The organism is Brevibacillus formosus, from assembly GCF_003013405.1.
GTDB lineage: Bacteria > Bacillota > Bacilli > Brevibacillales > Brevibacillaceae > Brevibacillus > Brevibacillus formosus.
On record NZ_PXZL01000027.1, the window covers coordinates 136,327 to 154,393 of the forward strand.

16 protein-coding genes are annotated in these 18,067 nt (G+C 48.2%); 9 read left to right on the plus strand and 7 right to left on the minus strand.

Annotated elements, in window-relative coordinates; all coding sequences use genetic code 11:
* Window positions 1-64: 64 nt before the first annotated feature.
* The 5 genes from C7R91_RS22125 to C7R91_RS22145 are packed head-to-tail and all read left to right on the plus strand — an operon-like array spanning window position 65 to window position 5,519.
* Window positions 65-1,366 carry an ABC transporter substrate-binding protein gene (locus C7R91_RS22125; protein WP_047070194.1) on the plus strand — a complete coding sequence of 434 codons (1,302 nt, stop codon included), beginning with the start codon at window positions 65-67 and terminating at the stop codon, window positions 1,364-1,366.
* A 57-nt stretch (window positions 1,367-1,423) separates the two neighbouring features.
* Window positions 1,424-2,344 carry a carbohydrate ABC transporter permease gene (locus C7R91_RS22130; protein WP_174769361.1) on the plus strand — a complete coding sequence of 307 codons (921 nt, stop codon included), beginning with the start codon at window positions 1,424-1,426 and terminating at the stop codon, window positions 2,342-2,344.
* Window positions 2,341-3,153, plus strand: coding sequence for a carbohydrate ABC transporter permease (locus tag C7R91_RS22135; protein WP_017246740.1), 813 nt, complete (start codon window positions 2,341-2,343; stop codon window positions 3,151-3,153). The genes C7R91_RS22130 and C7R91_RS22135 overlap by 4 nt, the downstream gene beginning before the upstream one ends.
* A gap of 28 nt (window positions 3,154-3,181) precedes the next feature.
* A complete protein-coding gene (locus C7R91_RS22140) occupies window positions 3,182-3,838 on the plus strand; it encodes a YesL family protein (protein ID WP_047070192.1) in 657 nt (218 codons plus the stop codon).
* Window positions 3,828-5,519 carry an amylo-alpha-1,6-glucosidase gene (locus tag C7R91_RS22145; RefSeq protein ID WP_047070191.1) on the plus strand — a complete coding sequence of 564 codons (1,692 nt, stop codon included), beginning with the start codon at window positions 3,828-3,830 and terminating at the stop codon, window positions 5,517-5,519. Before C7R91_RS22140 ends, C7R91_RS22145 begins: the two co-directional genes overlap by 11 nt.
* 66 nt (window positions 5,520-5,585) lie before the next feature.
* Here the strand turns inward: C7R91_RS22145 and C7R91_RS22150 are convergent, their stop codons facing one another.
* From C7R91_RS22150 to C7R91_RS22160, 3 genes are read right to left on the minus strand one after another with little or no spacing between them, the layout of a single operon-like run.
* Window positions 5,586-6,308, minus strand: coding sequence for an amino acid ABC transporter ATP-binding protein (locus C7R91_RS22150; protein ID WP_047070190.1), 723 nt, complete (start codon window positions 6,306-6,308; stop codon window positions 5,586-5,588).
* Window positions 6,305-6,958 carry an amino acid ABC transporter permease gene (locus C7R91_RS22155; RefSeq protein WP_007720310.1) on the minus strand — a complete coding sequence of 218 codons (654 nt, stop codon included), beginning with the start codon at window positions 6,956-6,958 and terminating at the stop codon, window positions 6,305-6,307. Before C7R91_RS22155 ends, C7R91_RS22150 begins: the two co-directional genes overlap by 4 nt.
* A 51-nt stretch (window positions 6,959-7,009) precedes the next feature.
* Window positions 7,010-7,795, minus strand: coding sequence for a transporter substrate-binding domain-containing protein (locus C7R91_RS22160; RefSeq protein ID WP_047070189.1), 786 nt, complete (start codon window positions 7,793-7,795; stop codon window positions 7,010-7,012).
* Window positions 7,796-7,991: 196 nt separating this feature from the next.
* On the opposite strand from C7R91_RS22160, the gene C7R91_RS22165 reads away from it, so the two are divergent.
* Together C7R91_RS22165 and C7R91_RS22170 are read left to right on the plus strand one after the other, a co-directional pair.
* Entirely contained in the window at window positions 7,992-8,693 is a 702-nt protein-coding gene (locus tag C7R91_RS22165; protein WP_047070346.1) for a response regulator transcription factor, read from the plus strand.
* Window positions 8,686-9,792, plus strand: a complete 1,107-nt coding sequence (locus C7R91_RS22170) for a sensor histidine kinase (RefSeq protein WP_047070188.1) — start codon at window positions 8,686-8,688, stop codon at window positions 9,790-9,792. Before C7R91_RS22165 ends, C7R91_RS22170 begins: the two co-directional genes overlap by 8 nt.
* A gap of 154 nt (window positions 9,793-9,946) precedes the next feature.
* Here C7R91_RS22170 and C7R91_RS22175 read toward each other — a convergent pair whose 3' ends face one another.
* Window positions 9,947-10,495: an NADPH-dependent FMN reductase gene (locus C7R91_RS22175; protein ID WP_047070187.1), complete on the minus strand. Its 549-nt coding sequence runs from the start codon at window positions 10,493-10,495 to the stop codon at window positions 9,947-9,949.
* A gap of 105 nt (window positions 10,496-10,600) precedes the next feature.
* Window positions 10,601-12,493 (minus strand): serine hydrolase domain-containing protein, encoded by a 1,893-nt coding sequence (locus C7R91_RS22180; protein ID WP_047070186.1) that lies wholly within the window; start codon window positions 12,491-12,493, stop codon window positions 10,601-10,603.
* Between the two features lie 157 nt (window positions 12,494-12,650).
* Between C7R91_RS22180 and C7R91_RS22185 the strand changes: the two genes are divergently transcribed.
* Both C7R91_RS22185 and C7R91_RS22190 read left to right on the plus strand, forming a co-directional pair.
* Window positions 12,651-14,495, plus strand: coding sequence for a helix-turn-helix transcriptional regulator (locus C7R91_RS22185; RefSeq protein ID WP_052773396.1), 1,845 nt, complete (start codon window positions 12,651-12,653; stop codon window positions 14,493-14,495).
* 62 nt (window positions 14,496-14,557) lie between these two features.
* A complete protein-coding gene (locus C7R91_RS22190; protein ID WP_047070185.1) occupies window positions 14,558-14,899 on the plus strand; it encodes a zinc ribbon domain-containing protein YjdM in 342 nt (113 codons plus the stop codon).
* Between the two features lie 77 nt (window positions 14,900-14,976).
* On the opposite strand, the gene C7R91_RS29170 is transcribed toward C7R91_RS22190, so the two are convergent.
* Complete coding sequence (locus C7R91_RS29170; protein ID WP_047070184.1) at window positions 14,977-15,957, minus strand: alpha-helical endospore appendage domain-containing protein; 981 nt, start codon at window positions 15,955-15,957, stop codon at window positions 14,977-14,979.
* Between the two features lie 226 nt (window positions 15,958-16,183).
* Window positions 16,184-18,055, minus strand: a complete 1,872-nt coding sequence (locus tag C7R91_RS22200) for a glycosyltransferase (protein WP_047070183.1) — start codon at window positions 18,053-18,055, stop codon at window positions 16,184-16,186.
* Between the last annotated feature and the right edge of the window lie 12 nt (window positions 18,056-18,067).

Genomic DNA, 18,067 nt, shown 5'->3' on the forward strand with positions numbered 1-18,067 from the left:
TCACCGTTTTTTCCCCTTCATTAAAATAAAGAAAAATGATGGGCAAATCTAGGGGGGATCACAGATGAAAAAGGTTGCGTCAAAATGGATGGCAGCTGGCATGGCACTTCTTTTGGCCGTCGTAGCTGGTTGTTCACAAGCCCAGCCATCAGGAACAGACGGCACGTCTAGTAACACAGGTACGACAACGCCAGCGTCGTCTGATAAAAAGGAAACGGTTACATTGCGTTTCGCGACATGGGACACGGACCAAATGCTGAAGATCCAACAAGATATCGCGAAACAATTCGAACAGAAAAATCCGGGTGTGAAGGTACAAGTCGAGGCATATGCAGATGGTTTTGATCAGAAGCTGGTAGCGGCATTCGGAGCGAAAAACCCGCCGGATGTCATGTACATGTGGGATTTCCCAACGTACAACGCCTCGCTCGAGCCATTGGATGAGTACGTAAAGAAGGACCCATCAGTGGCAATCGACGACTTTTACCAAGGCCTCTTAAACTATAATCGATTCGATGGAAAATTGTTCGGTCTCCCAGCAGGCTTCTCGACGCGGGTCGTCTTCTATAACAAAAAGCTGTTTAACGAAGCAAATGTACCACTTCCAACAGACGACTGGACGTGGGAGGATTTCAAATCGGCAGCTAAACAGCTGACCGTTCGCGATAAGAAGCAGTACGGCTTCGCTGTTCGTTCGGAGCCGGATACGTACGATTTGCAGCAGTTCGTGTGGAGCAACGGCAGCAGCTTCATCAGCCCAGACGGGAAAACCATCGAAGGCTACATGAATAGCAAGGAAACAGCAGAAGCCCTGCAAATTTTCAGTGATTTGACGAAAGACAAGAGCGCTTTGCTCGTCGGTGGCAAAAACCAGCAGAGCGGGAACGACTTGTTCAAAGCGGGTAAGCTCGCGATGTATGACAACGGTGTATGGTCGCTCGAGTCGTATAAGAAGGCGAATGTCGATTTTGGTACGGTCGTAATGCCGCAATTCCCTGGCAAGCCTGGTAAGGGTGTTATTGCAACCTCATCAGTATCGATCGCCAAGGATTCCAAAAACAAAGAGCTGGCTTGGGAGTTTTTGAAGTTCTTCGTTTCCAGTGATGCGATTAAGATGCGTACATCTGATTTGCCTGTTCGTATTAGTGTCGTTCAAGAGAAGAAGCTCGATCAGGACCCGCTCTACGCGCCGTTCTATAAGACGTTGGAGCAATCGACTGACACGCCAGCCTTCCTGTTGAATCCACACTGGAACGAAATCAACCGGAACCTTTCCGCAGCGGTCAATGCGATCATGATGGGACAAAATGCCGAGGAATTACTGAACAAGGCAGTCAAAGACTCCCAGAAGTTCCTCCAAAAATAACGGGAAGGGGTCAGGGAATTGAATACAGAGAGTGTTGTGACACATAAACAGCCTGCCATGACCGTTCAACCGAAAAAACTCAAGGGAAGGGCGTTTCTTACGCCCTATCTTTTTATCTTGCCTTGGATTCTTGGCTTTCTCGCTTTTACGCTGGGACCGATGTTGTTTTCGCTCGTCATGAGCTTTTTTGATTGGCCTGTCGTTGGTGAGGTTACGTTCGTCGGCTTGGACAATTACATCAATATGTTTACGGATGATCCATTGTTTTGGCAATCGCTCTGGGTCACGATTAAATTCGCGCTGTTGTTTGTCCCGTTGAATTTGTTCATCGCGTTGTTTTTGGCCATGATGCTGAATCAGAAGGTAAAAGGCAGCGGCTTTTTCCGCACAGTGTTTTACTTGCCGAGCGTGATTTCCGGTGTGGCGCTGGCGATGATTTGGGCGTGGGTATATGACGGGGAATACGGCATTTTCAACTATTTGCTGAGTCTGGTTGGGATTACAGGTCCAGATTGGCTAAACGATACGTCGTGGGCACTCGTTGCCATGGTAATCGCCAGTTTGTGGGGGCAGGGCTCCATGGTACTGATTTTCCTGGCAGGGCTCAAAAGTATCCCGGAGAGCTTGTATGAAGCAGCTTCGATTGATGGGGCGGGGGCGGTGCAAAAGTTTTTCCGCATTACACTGCCGATGGTGAGCCCAACGATTTTGTTCAACCTGATTATGACGATCATTAGTGCGTTCCAGCAGCTGAGTCTGGCACTCTTGCTCACAGGAGGCGGACCGTTGCAGTCTACGTATTTCTATGCCATGTACGCGTATGACAACGCCTTCAAATACTTCAAGATGGGATATGCTTCGGCGAACTCCTGGTTTATGTTCGTGATCATTTTGGTATTGACCTTCCTCGTATTTAAAACGTCCGGCAAATGGGTGTACTACGAGGGCGACAACCGCAGGGGAGGGGAAGAAGCTTGATACGCAAGACGATCGCTTATGCGAGCCTGATCTTTTTCTCTTTCCTGTTTCTCGCACCGTTTTACTGGATGATCTCTACTGCGCTCAAGTCGGACGATGAGATTTTGCAATATCCACCCAAATGGATTCCGGATGTGCTGCATTGGGAGAACTTCGGGAATGCGTGGATGTCGCAGCCGTTTCATCTGTATTTGGAAAACTCGTTGACGGTGACGATCCTGACCACGATTGGCCAGTTGATATCGTCTTCGCTGGTCGCGTACGGCTTTGCCCGGTTTACGTTTAAAGGGAGAGATTTTCTGTTCATGGTCGTTCTGGCGACGATGATGATTCCGTGGGAAGTGACGATGATTCCGCTGTACATGGAGTTCAATTATCTGGGCTGGATCAACACGCTCAAGCCGTTGATTGTGCCTTCGTTCTTTGGATCAGCGTTTTATATTTTCCTCATGCGACAGTTTATTTTGACCATTCCTCGTGAGCTGGATGAAGCGGCGCGTATTGATGGTGCGGGTTCGTTTCAGATTTACGCACGGATTATTATGCCGTTGATGATGCCTGCTCTGATTTTGGTGAGTGTATTCAACATCTTGGGTACATGGAACGATTATTTGGGTCCACTCATTTTCTTGAATGACCAAAGTCAGTACACGCTGACGCTGGGACTGGCGCAATTTAAAGGGATGTATGAAGTAGAGGCTACCGGACTGATGGCGGTAACGTTCCTGATCTCGCTTCCGCCGTTACTCCTCTTTTTCCTCGCACAACGATATATCGTAGACAATTCAGCCGGCGTTGCTATTAAGTAGGAGTCTATCAAGTAAGGAGGGAGCCACAGTGGGGAATCGGGCGAAGTGGGAAGGCTGGGCATGGTCATTTCATCAATTTGGTGAGCGATTGCTGCGGATGGCGGCGGCACATCTTATGTGGGTGGTGTGCACGCTCTTGGGAGGCATCGTCTTTGGAGTTTTCCCAGCGACAGCTGCTCTGTGCGACGTACTTAGCGGCAAATGGAATGACCGTGGGCTTTTGTCCGCCTTCTGGCATGCTTTTCTTCACTACTTCTGGAGGAGCCAATGGCTTGGGGCAGGGACGGTGCTAACGGGGTCAATCCTGTGGGGCGATGTGGTGTTTTTCCTTCGCATGGGTACCCTGTGGGGGCTCTCGATCGCAGCCGTTTTTGCGGGGATCGGATTCTTGCATGCGGCCACCTCTTGCCACGCTTTTTCCCTTCTCGTTCGGGAGGATGCAGATGTGAAGCGGACGCTCAAGCAGTCGTTTTGGCTAGTCGCGGCCTTTCCGTTGCATTCGCTCGTTACGATGGGAGGCTTGCTCCTTCTCTTGATTCTCTTGCTGGCGATTCCCGTTTTGCCGATCTTGTTGGGAGCGAGCCTGCCTGTCTGGTGGATGAATGCCAGAATGAGCCGTCTGTTGGAAAAGCGCGATCGTAAACGATCAACCAAGCAACCTCGAGGTGAGACGTATGCAGTTTGAATTAGGAATGGTTCCTTTTAGCCGATACGGGTCGTATCTCGTACTCTCGCGTTTGGGTAACGCCAAGCGAAAAGAAGGACTTTATTTGCGCAATATTCGTGGAGGAGACAACCACGATGGCGCGATTTTTCGAATAGAAATGGTAGCCGATGGTGTGGCGGTTCCATTTGAGACGGAGGCGACGCCAACCTTGCTGCGTCTTTACGGGGATAAAGGCGAAGTGAAGCTGTGCATGAGCGAGCCGCAGCTGGTGCAGGTACGTGGTCAAGGCGTTGGTTTGCGTCTGGTGCTCGAATCGACGGCAGCAGATTATGCGATTCAAGCAGGAGCCGGATGCTGGGAAATCAATCACTTTTCTACAGAAATTCGCTTGCGAGTGACTCCGCTTGCTGGAGCGCTGGTGGTCAACCCTACGAAGGCATCGCGGGAACAGCAAGTGAGTGCAACCTTTCTTCCCGACGAAGAAACTGGTGTACTGGAAGGCGTATTAGAGGAGTTTCACACGGTATGGAAGGAACGCAGCTACCCTGCCTTTGCAGATGGATGGGCACAGGTAAAAAACGAGTACGACGAGTGGCTGGAACGGACACTCTCTGTATCTGAGGAGCATCGCGAAGGCTTGAATGAGGCACGAGAACTCGCGGCGTACATCACCTGGTCTTGTGTGGTGAGACCTGAAGGCTATCTGCCACGGTCCGCCATGTACATGTCCAAAAACTGGATGACAAATATCTGGAGCTGGGATCATTGCTTCAATGCGATGGCACTGACACGAGCAAACTTGCCGCTGGCGTGGGATCAGCTCATGATTTTTATCGACAGGCAGGATGAGAGTGGCGTTTTCCCTGATTTTATCAATGATCGGTATGCGCTGTGGAATTGCTGCAAGCCTCCGATTCACGGCTGGACGCTGCGCTGGATGCTGGATCGGAACGACGCGATTACAAACGAGATGCTGGAAGAGGTGTACGAGCCGCTTTGTCGCTGGACCGAATGGTGGTTCCGTTACCGCGATGATGATCAGGACGGGATTCCGCAGTACAATCACGGCTATGACTGCGGTTGGGACAACAGCACGATTTTCTTCGATGGGGCGCCGATTGAAAGCCCGGATTTGCCTGCTTACTTGATTCTGCAAATGGATGTGCTGGCGGATTTGGACAAGAGGCTGGGCCGTCCCGAAGAGGCAGCGAGGTGGCAGGAAAAGGCCGAAATGACACTGCAACGACTGCTGGAGAAGCATTGGAATGGCGAAAACTTCTTCGCGACCCACTCCGGCAGCGACCAGCCTACCCGAGGGGACAGCTTGATTCGTTATATGCCTCTCGTGCTTGGCGAAAAGCTGCCGCAGGACATCCGGGCCAAGCTGATTGCGGACTTGCAGGAGCGATTTTTGACCGAGAATGGACTGGCTACGGAGAGTCCAACCAGCTCCTTCTACCGTGCTGATGGCTACTGGCTAGGCCCGATCTGGGCGCCGGTGACGATGCTCTTGGTCGACGGATTGCGGCGAGCAGGTGAAGTCGAGTTCTCACGGGAGATTGCCAGGCGTTTTTGCCGAATGGCAGCACGCAGTGGCATGGCGGAAAACTTCGATGCGCTGACAGGTGATGGACTGAGGGACCGAGCCTTTACGTGGACGTCCAGCGTGTTTTTGATGCTAGCGCATGAGTATGTGTAGAGGAGTTTTATAGGAAAAAACAAGTGGGCATGATGGATGAAAAATCGCATCATGCCCGTTGCTTGTCTACAGCACTTTACTGAGAAATGCCTTGGTTCTCTCATGCTGGGGATTGTCAAAAATCTCGGCAGGTGTGCCTTCTTCGACGATGTAACCGCCATCCATGAAAATCACGCGATCAGCTACTTCACGGGCAAAGCCCATCTCATGTGTAACCACGACCATCGTCATTCCTTCTTTGGCCAAATCCTTCATCACCTGAAGAACCTCTCCGACCATTTCCGGGTCGAGTGCAGAGGTAGGTTCATCGAACAACATAATATGAGGGTCCATCGCGAGCGCACGGGTAATGGCAACGCGCTGCTGTTGACCGCCTGACAGCCGATCTGGATACACGTCTCGCTTGTCCGCCAAATCTACTTTTTTGAGGAGTTGCAGCGCCTTTTGTTCATTTTGCTGGCGCTCTGAATGTTTGACGTGCTTGGGCGCGAGCATGATGTTTTCCAAAACAGTGAGATGCGGGAAGAGATTGAACCGCTGAAACACCATCCCGACACGCTCCCGCAGCTTGTTAATGTCCACTTTGGGGGAGGTAACCTCCATGCCCTCAATGGTGATTTTGCCAGATGTCACCTCTTCCAACTGGTTCAAACAGCGCAGAAACGTACTTTTTCCCGAGCCGGAGGGACCAATGACACAGACAACTTCGCGCTCTTCAATGGTAGTCGAGATGTCTTTTAAAACTTCCAACGAGCCAAAGCTCTTTTTCAAATTCTCTACATGAATCATTTCGCGAACCTCCTCTCAAGGGAACGGGATAGCAGACTGAGGATGTAAATCATCAGGAAGTAGAAGACCGCTACTACAGCCCAGATTTCGAATGAGCGAAAGTTGCTAGAAATGATAATCTCACCACTGTTCATCAGTTCACGGATACCAATGACCGTTAAGAGTGAGGTGTCTTTTAGCGTCACGATGAATTGGTTGACAAATGCCGGGATCATGCGGCGAACAGCCTGTGGCAAGATAACCAGGCGCATGGCTTTTCCGTGCGTGAGCCCCAGGGAACGAGCAGCTTCCATCTGTCCTTTATCGATGGAGAGAATCCCTCCGCGGAAAATTTCAGCCAGGTACGCTCCGGCATTGAGGCTGAGCGCAAGAATACCTGCGGTTGTCTCCGGAATTTTGATATCAAGGACAGGAGGCAATCCAAAATAAATAAAGAAGATTTGAACCAACAGCGGTGTGCCGCGGAGAAAGTCAACGTAAGCGGTTGCAATGCCGCGGAGTATTTTGGAGCGGCTGGTGCTCATTAAGCCAAAAAGCAATCCGATTAAGAGAGCGAAAAACAGGGAAATGACCGTTATTTTTAACGTGACCACAGAGCCTTGGGCCAAGACAGGAAGTGCGTCGACAATGACATCCCAACTACTGCTCATTTGGACAACTCCATTCTTTCTAAGGTGAAAAAAAGGCGCGTCTTGCGCCTTTTACTTTTTCGTGCTCAAGTATGTGTTGATAATTTCGTCGTATTTCCCGTTCTCTTTCAGCTTTTTCAGACCGGAGTTGAGTTTGTCCTGAAGCTCTTTGTTCCCTTTTAAAACCGCGATGCCGTAGTGGTCACCATTGAGACGATCGCCTACAATTTTTAGCTTGGAAGCAGGGTCTACCGCAATTTTATAAGAGATAACCGGATAGTCCTCGATAGTCACATCAGCGTTGCCGTTTTGAACCTCTTGGAACATGGAAGGGCTATCATCGAAGTATTTGACAGTAGCTCCGTACTTTTTCCCGAGCTCATCAGCAAAGGTCGCGCCAGTCGTGCCTTTTTTGATAGCAATTGTTTTGCCAGCCAAATCTGCCTCTCCATTGATCGTTGTGTTGTCCTCACGTACGACCAGGGAAAGACCCGCTTGATAGTATGGTTCAGAGAAATCTAAAATTTCTTTGCGCTTATCCGTGATGCTGATCCCTGCAATAGCACCGTCTAATTGCTTCGCTTGAACGGCAGGAATGATTCCTTTGAAGTCCATCGGCTTAATTTCTACCTCAAAGCCTTCTTCTTTGGCGATCGCATTGATCAGGTCGATGTCAATTCCCACGTATTTTCCGTCTTTTTCAAATTCAAAGGGCGGGTATGTTGCATCTGTACCAAAAACGTACTTTTTTGCACCGGATTGACCAGAAGTCGAGGCAGCCTGATCTGTGCCAGTGCCACATGCACTTACTGTGAGTGCCAACAAACTAGAAACAACAGCAAACATTAGTTTTTTCATAAATTACCCCCAAGTATATTTATGATAGATATGATATGGACATGAATATAGTAATATAGAAAAGTCTGCAAAGTCAAAACAAACTGAAAGTAATTATTATCCATAATTGTATGATCAAGCTCTAGGTGCGATAACAGAAAAGTGATTTCATACCTGCTATAATGGTAGGAAATGTATATAAGGGATGGGGAAAACGATGAAGCATGTCACCATATTGATCGCCGACGATGAAGCGGAGATTGCTGAGCTCGTTGCCTTGCATGTGAAAAAAGAAGGTTACCATACAATTATCGCAGCGGATGGAAAGGAAGCACTCCAAGCTGTACAGACCCATTCGATCGATTTGGCGATTCTCGATATTATGATGCCTGGGCTGGATGGCTATGAGCTCACCCGGCTCATTCGCGAACAGCACAATATGCCGATTATCTTTTTGAGTGCCAAGACGTCTGATCTGGATAAAATCTCGGGATTGGTGATGGGCGCAGATGATTATATGACCAAGCCATTCAATCCAATGGAATTGGTTGCCCGTGTGAACGCCCAGCTGCGGCGCTTTAAACAGCTGAATCAGCCAGCAGTAGAAGTGCCGAGTAACAAGGTCTTAGAGTCAGGTGGACTTGTCATTTCTCCAGAGCAGCGAACGGTGAGCCTGTACGGAGAAACGATTGAGTTAACGCCGAAAGAGTTTGATATTCTCTACCTGCTGGCCCGCTATCCAAAGAAGGTGTTTAGTGCGGATAATATTTTCCAGCAGGTATGGGGCGAAGCGTACTTTGAAGGCAGCAATACAGTTATGGTGCACATTCGCACCTTGCGAAAGAAGCTGGGAGAAGAAAAAACCAAGAACAAGTGGATCAAAACGGTCTGGGGCGTCGGGTATTCATTCCATGGATAACATGATACGAAGCTTTCGGTTCCAAATGGTCAAGCTACTGGGCCTAAGTCTGCTTTTATCTGGTGCGGTTACCTATGTGATCTTTAAAGCGCTACAGCTTTACTACCGAACACAGGTAAGGTTTGAAAGCTTGTTAACACCGATTCGCTATTTTATGCGAGAAATAGGGGACATTTACTTCTTTCTGATTATTTTTGTTCCACTAGCCATACTGTTTTTCTTCTTGTTAACCAAACGGTATGCCGTCTACTTTCAGGAGATTTCCAGAGGAATTCATCATCTTGCAAACGGCGACTTTACCCATCATGTTCAAATACCGTCGAACGATGAGTTCGGAGATATTGCCAAGGACATCAACCTGGCGGGTGAAAAATTGCAGGAAGCTGTACAAAGAGGAGATTTTGCCGAAAGCAGCAAGGATCAGTTGGTTTTAAACCTGGCGCATGACCTGCGGACGCCGCTGACTTCTGTTTTAGGGTATTTGGACATCATTTTGCGGGACGAGCAGTTAACGGTGGAACAAGCCCGACATTACACGAATATTGCTTTTACCAAGTCGCAGCGTTTGGAAAAGCTGATCGATGAGCTCTTCGAGATTACGAGAATGAACTACGGCATGCTCACCATCCAACAGAACTTGATTGACCTGAGTGAATTACTCATGCAGTTAAATGAGGAGCTCTATCCTTCCCTGGAAAAAAATCAGTTGGAAACCAGAATGAATGTAGCATCACGATTGACGGTTTGCGGAGATGGCGAGCTCTTGGCACGCGTTTTCGAGAACATCATGACCAATGCCATCCGTTACGGGCAAGATGGTCAGTTTGTTGATATTAACGGTTTTCTTGCGGGTGACGAGGTCGTTGTGCAGATTATCAATTATGGCTACGAGATTCCCCCAGAGGATCTGCCGCATCTTTTCGAGATGTTTTACACGGGTGACAAGGCCCGAAGTCATCAAAACGGGAGCACAGGTCTTGGGCTATTTATCGCCAAAAATATCGTCGAGCGCCACGAAGGGACGATTTCTGCCGAGAGCAATTTGATCCGGACGATTTTTGAAGTGCGCTTACCTTACAAAAAGAACACCTCACTTTAAAAAATCCTGATCGGGTGATGTGCCAGGGTGGAACCTGCAAAGGAAGAAAGGTATTCTCTGCCCGGCTCACAAGGAATCCGATTGACGCGCTGAGATATGAGTGAGGAACGAAAAAAGAAATGACTAGCAGATATCGCTGCTAGTCATTTTTCTATTAGTCTCGAACCGATTTTAATGCCGTTGACCAACTGATCACTTGATTTAACATGTCGTTTACATGTGGGATGTGCAATTCGGATGGTTTAAAGACTGTGTAATTTTCAAAATCAGTAAATAGATTGAAGGCCGGTTGTGTACGAACATCGGCAACCTGCAATTCACCCAGGATTCCACGTAAGTGCTCTGCTGCACGAGTCCCGCCTGATGAGCCATAGCTGACGATGCCAGCCGCTTTGTTGTACCATTCCTTGCGGGCGAGGTCGAGTGCGTTTTTTAATACCCCAGTGATGCTGTGGTTGTATTCGGCGGTAATGAATACGAATCCATCCAGGCTGGATAGCTTTGCCGCCCATGCGGCTACTTGTTGCTCACCACTCGGATCACCAAAGAACGGTAAGTGAAAGTCCGCAATATCAACGATTTCATACGCTGCATCTCCTCGTTGATCGGCAACTCCTTTGAGCCACGCACCTACTTGGGGACTGACTCGGCCTGGGCGAGAGCTGCCCAGGATAATCCCGATTTTTAAGCTTGAAGTACTCATGGTTCGTTCCTCCTTATGCGGCTTAGTTTAATCGTAGTTCCTTGGATCAAACATTATGCTAAAAAAAAGGCCGCAACTGTAAAGCTCAGCTGCTGCCTCGGAGTCTTATGAATAATGAATCGAAAGAAAGTTCCAGTAAAATAAATAGCTAGTATACAGGATGGAGAGTACGGCTGCTGCGCTATTCGCTACCTTCCAGCGATCGCGCTCCTTGGCTGTTCCGATTCGAAATAGCAAATAAACGGCGGCGGCCAACGAAACAATCGGCAGGGATGCGACAACGAATTGGTAGAAGGCCGGGTAGCCATAGACAAGCCCTGCGTTTGCATAGGTGAATTGGATGATAAAAAACATGCTATGAAGCAGAGCCATAATCGGAACGATCTTCGAAATAGCGTGCGATTGTTTGCACCATTTGCGTAGCCCGAAACGAGCGATCCAGACGAGCGAAAGAAGGATGAACACGATTCCGGGAATCACATACAGAGCCAGGAGAACAGGCGGACTTTCGATGAAGGAGATACGAGGGAGAGAAAAGTTCATCGGTCCTGTCATATAAAAGTTCCCTTGTTCCTCGTGAAAATATAGCTGTTCCTCACCGTCGATCTCTTGAAAGAAATGATCGTCCACCTGTACAAACTTTTTCTCAAGGGATTGCTGTCCTTCATTCTGGAACATACCAGTCACGGATATCGTCTGCCCATCCAATGCCTTCACGGTGTAAGGATAGCTGCTGAGCAGTCGAAGCCCTTTACCCCAGCCATTCTCAGGCGTCAAGGTAAGCAGATATTGACCTTCCAGCTTTTTCATTTCGTCTATGGTGCCATCAACAGGAGTTAGGGGCTTGTGGACTTGCTCTGTCAGTAGCTTGTCAGTAAACGCATTCACGACCTTGCTATGCAGCTCCAAGCCCGGATGTGTAGCGTTCACCGCAACAAAGATGCCGATTGATTCTGAAGGAATCAGCACCATTTTCGAGATAAAGCCATCAATCCCACCGTTTGCCCATAGGGTAGGAATGCCGTTTTTCGTCTCTCCTTTAAAAAAGCCGTAGCCGATCCCATGCATGCGTTTATGGACCGCGAATTGCTGGGCATGCATGAGCTGGACAGTTTCTGGTTTGAGCAGAGATGTGCCGTTATAGCTGCCGTCAGAAAGATGGGCGATCATATAGGGGGCGAAGTCGACAGGCGTCATATTAGCGGCACCACTCCCTGGGAAAATAATCCCTGAGTACGGAATCGTTTGATAGCCGTTTCCGTCGTAATAATAACTTTTAGCCAGATTGCTCCTGTCCTGTGGAAGATACAACTCGGCGGAATCCATACCTAGCGGACGGAAGATATACTCCCGCATATAGTCATGCAAAGATTGACTGGAAGCTTGTTCGATTACACTTCCTAACAATCCGGTGCCCGCATTACTGTATTGAAATTTGCTGCCTGGCGTGAAAATCGTCTCCTGCATCTGAAGCGTTTCTTTTACGGTTTCAGTCGAGAATTCCGGTATCACACTCTGGCGGTTGTCTCTTTTATAAATTTTTTCATCTATACCGGCTGTATGTGTGAGCAGGTGGTGGAGTGTAATCGGGCCGTAACGATTATTGGTAATTTTGTAGTCTTTTAGGACGGTATTCAAATCTTCGTGTAAGGAAAGCTTGCCTTTTTCCACGAGCTGCATCGCTGCAGTAGCAGTAAGCGACTTGGTCACGGAACCGATTCGAAACACCGTACGCTCAGGATCAACGGGGATTTGCTGTTCGACGTCGGCAAAGCCATAGCCTTTTTTAAAAAGGATGCGATCTCCCTGGGTAATGACAATGGCTGCGCCGGGGATATGCAAGTTGTTCATTTCGTTTTTCATGAGGGGATCAACTACTTGTTCGATGGAAGGAGCAGTAAGCGGCGAGCGAGCATGGATCACTAATAGGGGCTGTATCAGCATGAGGCAGGATAAGAGCGGAACGGCAAACCATTTTCGTAGAGCAAATAATGTCATGTTTCATCACCTTTCGCGTTTTGCGTCAGTCAATTGTTGTAAGGCCAGCGATAGGGATGAGTATAGGGCGATAAGTGTCACGGTGAGAAGTAACGGAATGTCATTGTTTATCGTGATAGTAGCTTTTCGTCATCTGATAATATAATGGAGAGAAATTTTGGGTGTAGATGAGGTGTGCCAATTGCTTGCGTTTGTTAAACGATGGTTATGGGTCGACTGGATGATCTTCACCATCCACTTTATGTGGGGATTGACGATTATTCTCGGCCTTGTTCGCTATCAAGATCAATTGCCTTATCCGCTCCTGATGACATTGATTGTTTCGTTCTTGGTGCTTGTCGTCCCCGGCTGTTTGCGTCGATACTCTCGCAACCTATATTTGTTCGCTGAAATTATTTTGAGTGGAGGCTTGTGCATTGCCTTGAACTTCTTTTTTGAAGGAGTAAGATGGCAGTTTATCCCTATCGCTTTTCTCATCGGATATCACAGTGTGGAACGATCTTATCGCTGGACGGGACCATTGGCGATTTTGGCGATTCCGTTTCTTGTAGGCGAAGCAATTGGGTTTGATTTCGAGCCTATAGTCGTAAGCGATCTAATTGTGTACCATTTCGCGGCATATGCGCTTGGTTTTGCCTTTCAGTTGCTTAGCCGTATGCACAAGCAGAGCCTGATTATTCAAAACCAGAACCACATATTGGAGCAATACGCTTCACAGGTGGAGGAAATCACGCTGCTGGAAGAACGGAACAAAATGTCCAGAGAGCTGCATGACACGATCGGGCACACGATGACATCGCTCATTATGGGTATGGAGATGCTTCGGTCTAAAATACCAGATGCGGAGGTTAGTCGGCTGGATATGCTTTTGCAGATGGCCCGACAAGGTTTGGACGAGTCCAGAGGGATTTTTCGCAAGTGGGCTCAGAATGGCTATGAATCTGCTACGACTATGGAGTCCGCTTTCGCTGAATTGATCGGGCAATTTCAAGTGGCTACAGGGGTGGCCGTCAAGCTGCGCATGTACGGCACTGAGTATGCGTTGAGCCGTTCCATAAAGCTGACTTTGTACCGCTGCTTACAAGAAACACTCACCAATGCTGTTCGACACGGAAAAGCATCACAAATTCAAGTGGGGCTTTACTTTGAAGAATCCCAGATCCGGTTACAGGTCGAAGATAATGGGGAAGGAAACGGGACGATCGAATTCGGATTTGGTTTGCAATCGATGAAGGAAAGGCTGGAAGCACTTCAGGGACGATTATCGATCCATTGTATGGACGAAGGAGGTGTGACGGTCATTTGTAGTCTGCTAGCTATGCAGGCTATACCAAATGCAGGCATACGTATCCTGATCGTCGATGATCAGCCTTTTGTGAGGGAAAGCTTGCAACTCGTTTTACAGAATCAGCAAGATTTGCAGGTGGTCGGGGTCGCAGAGAACGGTTTGATGGCACTGGACATTATTCCAAAAGAAAAGCCCGACGTCGTACTTTTGGACGTTCAAATGCCTGTCATGGACGGGGCGAAGACACTACAAGCGATACGTGAGCGGTGGCCGGATATGCGTGTCATTATGTTGACGACCTTCGAAGAAACAGCCCTTGCGGCAGAAACGCTAGGGAGAGGTGCGAATGGCTACTTGTTAAAATCGGTTAGTCCGGTCGAGCTGGTAGAGGCGATACGAGTTGTTCATCAGGGTGAAGCGTTGATTAACCATAAGATTGCGGATGTCCTTTTCAAAGAAATGCGCTTGCAGCAAGAAGAGCTGAATGGACTTCGCCAAAAGCAGGGACGCGAGTGTCCTTATGGGTTGACGGAACGGGAAAGAGGCATACTTGCCTCGTTAGTAGAGGGGCTTCGGATGAAAACAATCGCGGAGAAAATCTTTCTTTCTGAAGGAACGGTGCGCAATTGCACCACAGTGATTTATGCAAAACTGGGAGTGAAGAATCGCGAAGAGGCCGTTAAAAAAGCACGGGATGAAGGGCTGACTGGTTAGGTGGCCAGATTTTCAGGCTAGTTATGATAGAATGGACAGTATCGAATGGAGGTTATATAAAGATGAGTCAATTGCCAAATTGCCCAAAATGTCATTCAGAATACACGTACGAAGATGGAAGCTCCTTGGTATGCCCGGAATGCAGCCATGAGTGGACGTTGCAAGCAGATAGCGACAACAGTGAAGATAACAAGGTCATCAAGGATGCGAATGGAAATGTCTTGAATGATGGCGACACCGTAACCGTCATTAAAGACCTCAAGGTTAAAGGGACTTCATTGGTTGTGAAAATTGGAACGAAGGTAAAAAATATCCGTTTGGTTGAGGGAGACCATGATATCGATTGCAAAATCGATGGTTTTGGTCCAATGAAATTGAAATCGGAATTTGTGAAAAAGGTGTAAGCTGGGAATGTAACGGACAGAAAAAGCTGACTGCATGGTAGATTGCAGTCAGCTTTTTTCGTAAAGGCAAGGTCTTGTTAGGTGAGACGATGAATGGACCAGACAATGCCCTCGCCGCCACCGCCTAAGTCGAGGTTGGTGGTCAATCCATTGGCAACATAGAACAAACCGATAGTATCACCTGCATTGAGTTGAACGTCACCTGCGAGTGTGATGGTCCCTGCTCCCAGAATGGCTCTTAATGTGAGTACGAGCTCAATGTTAACGTTGAGAACAGGGAAATCACCGATAATGAGACTTGTTGCAGTAGGGGTAATTCTCTGTACTTCAAATGCAGGGGTGATTTCTGGGCCTAAACTACCGGCAATGGCTTCGCTTGTTTGATAGTTAATGGTTGCTTTGATGGCGTAAGTTCCAGTCGCTGGTACTGTATAAGTGCCAGTTAGCGGGTTGAAACTTGGACTGTCATAGTAGGGGCTCGCTGTTGACCAGTTAACTAATTGAGAAGAATCGCTGAGGGTTACAGCTGATAAGTAGGCTGAGAAGTTTTCAGTGGTGAAAGCAGGCCCAGTCGCGCCAGTTGCCCCGGTAGCGCCAGTTTCTCCGGTGGCACCGGTCGCTCCAGTAATCCCCGTGGCTCCTGTCGCTCCTGTCGCGCCCGTAGCTCCAGTAATACCAACGCCCGTGGCCCCTGTCGCGCCCGTAGCTCCAGTAGTACCAACGCCAGTCGACCCTGTAGCCCCCGTTATGCCACCTGTACTGCTGGATGGAACAGACAGGATGTTGTCCAGTTTCGATTGCAAGAGCATTTCTTTTCTCGCAACGTCTTGCAAGGTTTGGCGAACGCTTGCATTCACCAGAAGGAGATCGCTTATCGAAGCAGGAACAGTCAAGCCTGGTAGCGTACCAATGGCATATTGCAATTTTTCTGCTTCTGCATGAATAATATGCCCGAGGCTGAGCTCTTCGATGGCGATGGAGGTAAGGAGGAGATTGATAGCATCGTCTCTCGTTACAGTAATGGCGGGAGTAATATTGGGAATATTGGCTTGAGACATGGCATTCATCCTTCCTGTTACATTCAAAAACTCATTACTATGCTATGAGGCTTTATCTGTGCACGTGCCTGGCTGTATAGAAACGAAAAAAAGCCAATCTGATTTTCAGATTGACTTTTGTGTTAACTGGCAAGCACCGTGCTCATCAAAAAATAGACCACCATTGCTTATGGCATTTGTACATTCACCCACAGGGTGGGTAACTTTTTCATGATCACGAGGGGAGTCAGGTCAGAGACTCAAAATACCTTTTGTTGTAGAGAATGCTAGGGTGGGTTGGGTTGTATAAGTAGGCAATATCATTGTGGTGACGTGATTTCTCGTTATCCCCCATTTGGGAATAGCACAGGCAGAGTTGCAAATGAGGTAGCCACGTCCAAGAAACGTGGTCGATGTGTGCGAGCTTTTCAGCAGGTCGCTCCAATTTTGTTGCGAGATCATACCAAAAAATCGCCAGCGGCCAGTTTTTATCTTCGACGTGAAAGGCTCCGATCTGGCAGCATGCCTCCGCCCGTGGGCGATCGTAGTTGAACGTACGATATAGCGACGACAGAACATTTTGTCTCTCATAGAGGTGGGAATAGCAACTGGCCAACTTCAAACAAGCGTTAATGTTGTCCTCTACCCAGCCTTGTTGGGTGTTCAGGAACTTCGTATAAAAAGTAATGGCCTCTTCATAATACTGATTGTCGCGTAGCTCATTTGCATAATAGTACAAGTCCCGAGGAGAGAATTCTTCCCCTTTGGCATCCCTGCGCCGATAGATTTGCAGATTGCGGTCCGTGTATTCCTTTTGCTTGTTATGCGTGATGGATATGTCACTGTTGATGACGTTTCCGCTTACTTCCAAATACTCATGGACGGGCCCAATCCAGCGAAAACCACGGTCGCGTTTTACGAGGCGATTGCGGCGAATGCTGTACGCCACATTCCCATTGCTGTCCACAGAAAGGTTGTAGTTCATCGTGACACTGTCGATGCTGTAATTCAACGTAAGCTTCAATTCGCGGAAGAGCTGACGGTCTTTCTCCAGAAGGATATCGTCTGCATCCAGCCACAAAATATAGGGACATGTTGCCTTGCTGAAAGCATAGTTGCGTGCAGCTGAAAAATCATCAATCCACTCGAAATCATAAATGGTGCAGCCATAGTTGGACGCAATTTCTTTCGTGCGGTCTGTTGACCCCGTGTCGACGATAATGATTTCATCGACGAGATCTGCAACGGTGGAGAGGCAACGCTCCAGAGCGTCTTCTTCATTTTTGACGATTATGCATAAACTGATTGAAATCTGATTCGCTTTCCCCGCTGTCATGCCATTTTTTTTGCGATACTCGCTCACTCCTGCCAGATCAGACTGACGGTAGATGTGGTACCCAGGAAGATGCGTATCTACATGCAAAGAAAAGCCCATGGCTACAGCCCGGACGCAAAAATGCCGATCTTCTCCCCAGAATGACAAGTTCGCTATTCGTTTAAAGCTGACGCCTGCCTCCAAGACCTTTCGACGGATTAACGTGCATGCACCGAGACCTCCTACCTCATACACACCCGGTTCACGCAGCATCTCTAAAAAGTTCTGGTTCTCCGCTGATTCGGACGCGCCTTCGCGTGTCAACGTGTATTGATCCATCAGCCAAACTTGAGGAAGCTCAACTGAATCAGGCTGCCAGCGTGTCCAGTAAATGTTGGAGATAATATCTTTATTGGCTTGAAGCAATTGTTGCAGCGTGTGAGGGTGTAAAACGAGATCGGAGTCGATCAAAAATAAGTAATCGAAACCCTCTTTGAGCGCATAGGAGATAATCGTATCTTTCATCTGCGCTACTTTCCAAATATTTCGCTCCGTCCAATAATGGGTCATTTCATTTCGGACATATGTGTCATCGTCTGTGTTTTTGAGGATGACGGTTCGTTTGTTCGTCTTCTCGAAATCAACCAAGAGTGTACTGGATAATGGGTCTTTGTTATCGTCAATGAACATGTAATGAACCAGTTCGTTTTTGGTAGTCAGCTCTGTGACGGATTGAAGGAATTCCTCCAAAATAATCGGGAATTGTTGAATGGGACTCCCGATTAAAATACGTTTTTTACCCATAGTACACCCCCA